Genomic DNA, 6,816 nt, shown 5'->3' with positions numbered 1-6,816 from the left:
CTCCACCTTGTCGCCGTAACCAATCATGACCCGCTTGCCGAGCACCTCCTCCCCAGGGAAGAAGCGCCGCGCGAAGGACTCGTTCACCACCACCACCGGCGGCGACGTCAACGTGTCCTGAGTCGTGAAGTCCCGGCCCCGCTTCAGCTGAATCCCCAGCGTCGCGAAGGCCCCGTCGCTCATCGCCCGGTAGCTCGTGTCCTGCTGCTCGCCCGGTGCCGTGGGCCGACCCGGGATGTCCATCGTCAGGCTGATGCCTCCGCCCGTCACCACGCCCGGCGTCACATGCGCCGCCGCCTCCACGCCCGCCTGCGCGCGCACCCGCTCCAGCAAGCGCGCGTAGAAGGTCGCCATCGTCTCGCCCGTGTAGCGCGCCGCCGGGAGGTTGTACCGCATCAGCGTCACGTTCTCGGACCGATAGCCCGGGTCCACCGCCGCCAGTCGCTGCGCGCTGCGCACCAACAACCCCGCCCCCACCAGCAACACCAACGCGAGCGCCACCTGCGTGGACACCAGCACGGCGCGCCAGCGCAACGCGGACTTGCTGGCGCTCGTGCCACGTGTGCTCTGGAGCAGACCGCCGAGGCTCGCCTTCACCGCCGTGCCCAGCGGCGCCAACCCGCACAACAACGCCACCGCGAGCACCAACCCCGCCGTATACACGAGCGCCAGTCCGTCCACGCTCACCGTCTGCACCTGCTGCACGGACTCGGGCAGGAGCGCGCTCAGCGCATCCGTGCCCCAGGTTCCCAACAGCAATCCCAACACTCCGCCCGTGACGGCCAGCAACGAGCCCTCCGCCAACAACTGCCGCGCCAACGCGAGCCGACCCGCTCCCAGCGCCGTGCGCACCGCGAACTCCTGCTGCCGAGCCAGCGCGCGCGCCAGCAGCAACTGCGCCACGTTGACGCAGGCGATGAGCAGCAACAACGACACCGCACCCAGAAGCAGCAGCGCGGGACGGCGCGTGTCCTGGGACAGCCGCGCCTGCAAGCCCATCACCGTCGCGCTCGTGCGCTGGTTGGAGTCCGGATACGCCTGCGTCAGCGCCGCCATCACCGAGCGAGCCTCCGCGTTCGCCTGCTCCACCGTCGCTCCGGGCGCCAGCCGCGCCATGCCCACGAGCAGGTGCGTGCCTCGGCTGTCCCAGTTGTCACGGATGAAGTCCTGCGAGGCCAGCGAGGCCCAGAGCCCCAGCGGCTCGCTGGCGCCCTCCCTCGGAAAGTCGAACCCCTGCGGCATCACCCCGACGACCTGGTAGGCGTTTCCCTCCATCTCCACCATGCGCTCCAGGACGCGCGGGTCCGCCCCGAAGCGGCGCTTCCACAGCCCGTGCGAAATCACCACCGCGCGTGCGCCGTTGGGCAGGAACTCCTCGTCGATGAGCACCCGACCGAGCAGGGGCTTCACCCCCGCCACGCGGAAGAAGTCCTCCGACACCGCCGCGGCCTCCACCCGCTCGGGCTCCAGGTTCGGACCGGTGAGCGTGACGCCATTGACGTCGAAGGCCACGAAGCCGTCGAAGGACTTCACCTTCTGCCGCAGGTCCTCCGCGTCGAGCCGCGACAGGCCCGTGTTCCGGTCCGTCCGCTGCGTATCCTGCCCCCACACCGACAGCAGCTTGTCCGCTCCAGGGAGGGGAAGCGGGCGGAGCAGGAGCGCGCTCACCACGCTGAAGAGCATGGTGTTCGCGCCGATGCCGAGCGCCAGCGCCAGCACCGTCGCCAGCGTGAAGCCGGGGCTGCGACGCAGTGAGCGGGCGCCGTGGCGCAGGTCCTGGATGAAAGAGGGCATGCCCCACCTCAAAGCCATTCGCGTGCCAACCCGACGCCCCGACTCAAGGGCGCGAAGTGACGACGTGCGTCGTCAGGGGAGCCTCGTCCACTGTGCGCTTGTGGGACGGCCGCGTTCGGAGGTGGCACGTCCGCCTCCAGGGAAAACGGCCTAGACGCGCAGGGGTGGTTCGATGAGCGCGGGCGGCGTGGCCTTCGCGTCATCCGGCTCGTACGCGGGCGCATGGGGACCGGCGTGGACCTGCTTCCACTTGCGAGGCACCCGCTCGATTCCCACCGGGTACACCAGGAGGTGCCCCGCTTCGTTGATGTGCAGGCGCAGGAAGTTCTTCCAGTCCGGCAGCGCCAGCGAGATGAACGCCTCGTTCGAGTGCGCCCCGAAGACGTTGACGCTCAGCCACAGGTAGAGCCCCATGACGAAGGGGCCGACCAGGAAGCCGCCCAGGAACGTCAGCCCCGAGGACATCAGGAACTTGCCCGCCAGGTGTGCCCAGCCCGCCGTGCAGTTGAGCCCGTCCGGCGTCAGCTCCGGACAGATGCCCAGCCCGCTCACCGCGATGTACGTCCCACCCCAGGCCACGAAGAAGGCCGCGAGGATGTGCCCCAGTCCGTGCAGCGTGCCCGCCAACCACCGCCACTTCCCGAACGCCGCGTCGGCCAGCCCGATGAGCCCGCCGATGGTGCCCAGCCCCAGCACCATCGTCCAGGGACGGCTCACCATGCTGTTGGCCACCGCCATCACGACGTCGCCGAGCTGAGCCACGCCCAGCGAGCCCACCTCCGCGTACGCCGCCAGCGCGAGCAGCAGGTACAGCGCCCCGGTCATCAAGCCGAACAGCGGGCTGTAGCGGATGAGGAACAGATTCTTTCGCGCGAGCTTCCGCGAGGTGCGCTCGTCCGGGAAGCTCTTCTCCAGCTTGTACCCGTCGCGCAGCACGTGCGCCTTGGGCGCGTGCGTGGGGTGCAGGAACGCGCCGCCTCCGCCCGCCGTGATTTTCTGCCGGCCCGCGGCATCCTCGTGGCGCCGGTAGTGGTGCAGGTCTCCGGCGAGGAAGACGCTGATGCGCCGGCCGAGCACCTTCTCCTGGAGGTACTCCAGGTTGTTCTCCAGGTAGCTGCCCTTGCGTCGCTGCGTGGCCGCGAGAATCCACGCCGGCTCCGCGTTGCAGAGGATGACGCGGTCCTCCGGGCCCATGCTCTCCGCCACCTGCCGGAAGTACTCCACCTGCGGCACGTCGATGTCGCTGTTGAGCTGCACGTCCGTGCCGATGAGCCACCAGCGATGCGGCAGCTTCAGCGCGAAGTAGCTGCGGCTCTGCCGCGTGCGCCGTCCGGCAATCCACCGGTTCGCGCAGAACAGCCGCATGAAGGAAGACAGGCCGTCATACCAGTCGTGGTTGCCCGGGATGACGAACAGGTCCGGATTGGGCGCGACAGAGCGACGCATGGCCGCTTCGTACGGTTGTATCAGCCGCTCCTCGTAGGTCTCACGGCTGGCGCCGGGGTAGACGCCGTCGCCGCCAGAGACGAGCACGCGTCCACGCTTCGTGTCGTATTCACCCGCCCTGGGTTGTCCTCGCACGGTCAGCTTCAGCTCCGGCAGGGCCAGCAGTCGCGCCACCGTGTACGTGGAGTCCCAGCCGTCTCCCGTGTCCGCGACGTAGTCGAGCCAGAAGTCGCCGTCGGGCAGCGTCTCCTGCGAGTAGTCGAAGTAGGGCTCCTGCGGACGCACCACCGCTTCGATGAGGCGATGGTCCGCGCGCGCGCCGAACACGGCCGCCACGAGCGCATCCAGGCCCGTGCGCAACAGCTGGGCCGGGTGCAGCCAGCGCACCATGCCCGCGTGCCGCCGAGGCTTCGTCGCCGTGCCGCTGTCGGAGATGAGCGCGGCTTCGTTTCTCGACTCCACCAGGTGAGGACGCTCACCCGTCGTCACCTTCGCGGACTGTGTCGCGGGTGCCTCGCCGTCCTTGCGCGCCGCCGCCCCGTCCCGCTCACTTGCCATGGGGGATGTTCTCCCTCGGGCCCTGGGTGAAGCGCTGCTCGGGGCCGGGGCCGGCGTAGACCTGCACGGCCTTGAAGGGCGCGCCCGGAGAGACGACGCGTGCCGAGTGCTTCGCTCCCACGGGGATGTAGACCGCGTCGCCCTTGCTCACGCGCATCGTCTGCCCCGACACCGTCATGTCCGCGGCGCCTTCCTCGATGTAGAGAATCTCGACGCTCGTGTCGTGCGTGTGTTCGGGGACCTCGCCTCCGGGCTGGAGCTCCAGCAGCGTCAGCGAGGCGGCGGTGGCGCCCGTGCCCTCGTTGAGGAACAGCGTCGCGCGGCCCTTGCCTCCCGCGATGATGTGACGCGGGGCCTCGGCGGTGGTGACGCGGTGTCGCACGGGCTTCGCGCCCGGCGCGGCGGTGGGGCTCGAGGCGTGAGCGCTTCGCGTGTCGGCGGGTGGCGTGGGCTTCGCGCCTGGCGCGGCGGTGGCTCGCGATGTGTCGACAGTCGGACGGGGCGAGCTCACACCGGGCGATGTCTGGGGCGCGGGCTCGCCGGCCCAGGTTGGAGTGGCGATACCGAGCCCCATGAGGGCCAGCGCGGAGATCTGGAGTCGTGGACTCATCGTGTCGCTGGATTATCACGGCCACGGCCCCTGACTGGAGGGCAGGCAGGCGGTGTTCTTCGTTCCCTCATGGCCTCGACTGGGGCACCCTGCCCGACATGGCGGACCTCACCTCCCAGGACTTCCCCGTTGCCGTCCCCTTCACCCTGCACTGGAGTGAGATGGACGCGTTCGGCCACGCCAACAATGCTCGGACCTTCACGTGGTTCGAGTCCGCCCGCATCTCCTACCTCGTGCGCATCGGAATGACGGGCCCGTCGGGCACGGGAGAGACCCGGGCCCCGGGCGGCGTGGGCCCCATCCTCAAGGCCACCCAGGCAGAATACGTGCGCCCCGTCGTCTTCCCGGCGCGCCTCGTGGCCTGCGCTCGCGTCTCCCGCATCGGCACGACGTCCGTCACGCTGGAGCACGCCGTGTTCGGCGAGGAGGACGGTGTGCTCTACACGAAGGGCACCGCCGTCATCGTCACCCTGAACTACGTCACCAACGACACCGTGCCCGTGCCCGCGCACCTGCGCGCCGCCATCGAGGCCGTGGAGGGACGGTCGTTCGGGACATGAGACCTCCGGAGCGACTCACTCCAAGACGGGACTTGTGCTCACGGAGCCCGTGCGCATGAGTGACTCCGTGCTCGGGTTCTACGAGGGGCTGGCGGAGGAGTACCACCTGCTCTTCGTCAACTGGGCGCAGTCGGTGGAGCGGCAGGGCGCCGCGCTGGATGCGCTGCTGCGCCGCTGTGGCGAGCCTCCCCCTCGGCGCGTGCTGGACTGCGCGTGCGGCATCGGCACCCAGGCCCTGGGGCTCGCGGGCCGAGGCTACGTCGTCCATGCCACGGACTTGAGCCCCGCAGCCGTGGCTCGCGCCGAGCGCGAAGCGCGCGCCATGGGCATCACGCTGACCACGGGCGTCGCGGACATGCGGCATCTGGACACGCAGGTGTCAGGCACCTTCCACCTGGTGCTCGCCTTCGACAACGCCGTGCCGCACCTGCTCACCGACGAGGACCTGGATGCCGCGGCGCACGCGATGGCCTCCAAGCTGAAACCGGGCGGCATGCTGGCGCTGAGCGTGCGCGACTACGACTTGTTGATGGCGCAGCAGCCGCGCTTCACCTCGGAGCGCGTGCTGGATGCACCCGAGGGGCGCCGGATTCTGTTTCAGGTCTGGGACTGGGCCGCCGACGGCCGCACGTACAAGGTGCACCAGTTCATCCTCCGTCCCGAGGGCGCGGGCTGGCAGGCGACGGAGCACACCGGCGTCTACCGGGCCCTCCAGCGCGTGGAGGTGGAGCGCGCGCTGACCCGGGCGGGGCTGATGGATACGCGCTGGTACTCGCCCGAGGAGACCGGCTTCCACCAGCCCATCCTCACCGCGCGCAGGCCGTGAGGTTCAGCCGCCGCCGCGCTTCACGTCCGCCGGAGCATTGGGGTGGCGCGTGAGCAACATGCGCAACTGAGGCTGGCGGCGCACCGCCTCCTGTTTCAACAGGTGCGCGATGAGGGGCGGTGGCGCCGCGCTCCAGCGGGCGATGTTCTGGATGAGCATCGGTGAGCGATACGTGCGCCCGCACAAGAGAGACGCCGTCTTGCCGTCCACGGACATGCCGATGAGCGACGCGAGTGCTCGGCCTTCCGTGTTGAGGATGAGCTCCACCTTCTCCTCGGCGGGGCCGGTGGTGAAGCGTTGACGGAGGACCTCGCGTGAAGAGCGCCGCGTTCCCTCTGGTACGTCGCGGTCGATGGTCACCTTGTACAGCTCCATCAGTCGCCGCGAGCTCCACAGGCGCCGGAAGAGTCCCGAGGGCAGCTGCGGATTGCGCACCAGCCACCGGCGCACGCCCGTGTCCCCCGTGAAGGCCGCGCGGCCACAGAGCGCCTCCAGTCCCACGGGGTTGCGGTGGTTGCGCGCGATGAGCCGCGCATGCGCGAGCCCCACACGAGAGTTCTCCAGCACCGCCTTGACGACGGAAGGCAGCGGGTCGAAGCACAGCGCGGACAGCTCCGGGTCCTCACACGCGCGAGCCAGCGCCACGCGTTGATCCTCCGTTTGCGGATGCAACCGCGTCTCGAAGAGCTGGCGGAAGTTGCCCAGCGCGACTTCAGGCACGTCCTCCGTGTCCTCTTCCGGAGCCTCGCCGTCATGGGCTCCGGACTCCGAGGAGTCGGGCTCCTCCGCCTCCTGGGGCAGCAGGTCGAGCATCGGCAGCTCCTCGTCGTCCGGCGACGAGGCTTCCGTGGCGGGTGCGGCGAGCGGCTCGTAGCCCGGGCTCACCGTGGAGGGCGAGGCGGTGCGCGGTGCGGGCGCCGAGCCGCCGGAGGAGGCCGTGACAACAGGGCCTCCCGCAGAGGCTCCACCTGGGGGCATCGTGGTCAGGGGCCTCGAGGTGCCGGGGAGGGGCGGCGTGGGGC

At 70.0% G+C, this 6,816-nt stretch carries 6 protein-coding genes; 2 read left to right on the top strand and 4 right to left on the bottom strand.

Going from position 1 to position 6,816, the window contains the following annotated elements:
* From HR086_RS43430 to HR086_RS43420, 3 genes are all read right to left on the bottom strand, one after another.
* On the bottom strand, window positions 1–1,794 hold a 1,794-nt coding region (locus HR086_RS43430; RefSeq protein WP_174468576.1), incomplete at its 3' end, for an ABC transporter permease.
* 150 nt (window positions 1,795–1,944) lie between these two features.
* The gene (locus HR086_RS43425; protein ID WP_254626717.1) at window positions 1,945–3,630 is read right to left on the bottom strand and encodes a metallophosphoesterase; all 1,686 of its coding nucleotides are present in this window, start codon (window positions 3,628–3,630) and stop codon (window positions 1,945–1,947) included.
* Window positions 3,631–3,787: 157 nt separating this feature from the next.
* Entirely contained in the window at window positions 3,788–4,408 is a 621-nt protein-coding gene (locus tag HR086_RS43420) for a cupin domain-containing protein (RefSeq protein ID WP_174468574.1), read from the bottom strand.
* 98 nt (window positions 4,409–4,506) lie between these two features.
* On the opposite strand from HR086_RS43420, the gene HR086_RS43415 reads away from it, so the two are divergent.
* Together HR086_RS43415 and HR086_RS43410 are read left to right on the top strand one after the other, a co-directional pair.
* A complete protein-coding gene (locus HR086_RS43415) occupies window positions 4,507–4,968 on the top strand; it encodes a thioesterase family protein (protein ID WP_174453825.1) in 462 nt (153 codons plus the stop codon).
* Window positions 4,969–5,023: 55 nt separating this feature from the next.
* A complete protein-coding gene (locus tag HR086_RS43410; RefSeq protein ID WP_141640394.1) occupies window positions 5,024–5,794 on the top strand; it encodes a bifunctional 2-polyprenyl-6-hydroxyphenol methylase/3-demethylubiquinol 3-O-methyltransferase UbiG in 771 nt (256 codons plus the stop codon).
* 3 nt (window positions 5,795–5,797) lie between these two features.
* Here the strand turns inward: HR086_RS43410 and HR086_RS43405 are convergent.
* A partial coding sequence (locus HR086_RS43405) for a hypothetical protein (protein WP_254626716.1) occupies window positions 5,798–6,816 on the bottom strand: 1,019 nt, incomplete at its 5' end.

It is taken from the genome of Myxococcus sp. CA039A, assembly GCF_013336645.1.
Lineage (GTDB): Bacteria > Myxococcota > Myxococcia > Myxococcales > Myxococcaceae > Myxococcus > Myxococcus llanfairpwllgwyngyllgogerychwyrndrobwllllantysiliogogogochensis.
Note: the sequence above shows the minus strand (reverse complement) of the source record. Positions and strands in the feature narration are given on the sequence as shown.

What these genes read in the sequence shown, in the direction of transcription:
- HR086_RS43425 (WP_254626717.1), bottom strand. Translation starts at nt 3,630, where the DNA reads ATGGTGCGCTGGCTGCACCCGGCCCAGCTGTTGCGCACGGGCCTGGAT.
- HR086_RS43420 (WP_174468574.1), bottom strand. Translation starts at nt 4,408, where the DNA reads ATGAGTCCACGACTCCAGATCTCCGCGCTGGCCCTCATGGGGCTCGGT.
- HR086_RS43415 (WP_174453825.1), top strand. Translation starts at nt 4,507, where the DNA reads ATGGCGGACCTCACCTCCCAGGACTTCCCCGTTGCCGTCCCCTTCACC.
- HR086_RS43410 (WP_141640394.1), top strand. Translation starts at nt 5,024, where the DNA reads ATGAGTGACTCCGTGCTCGGGTTCTACGAGGGGCTGGCGGAGGAGTAC.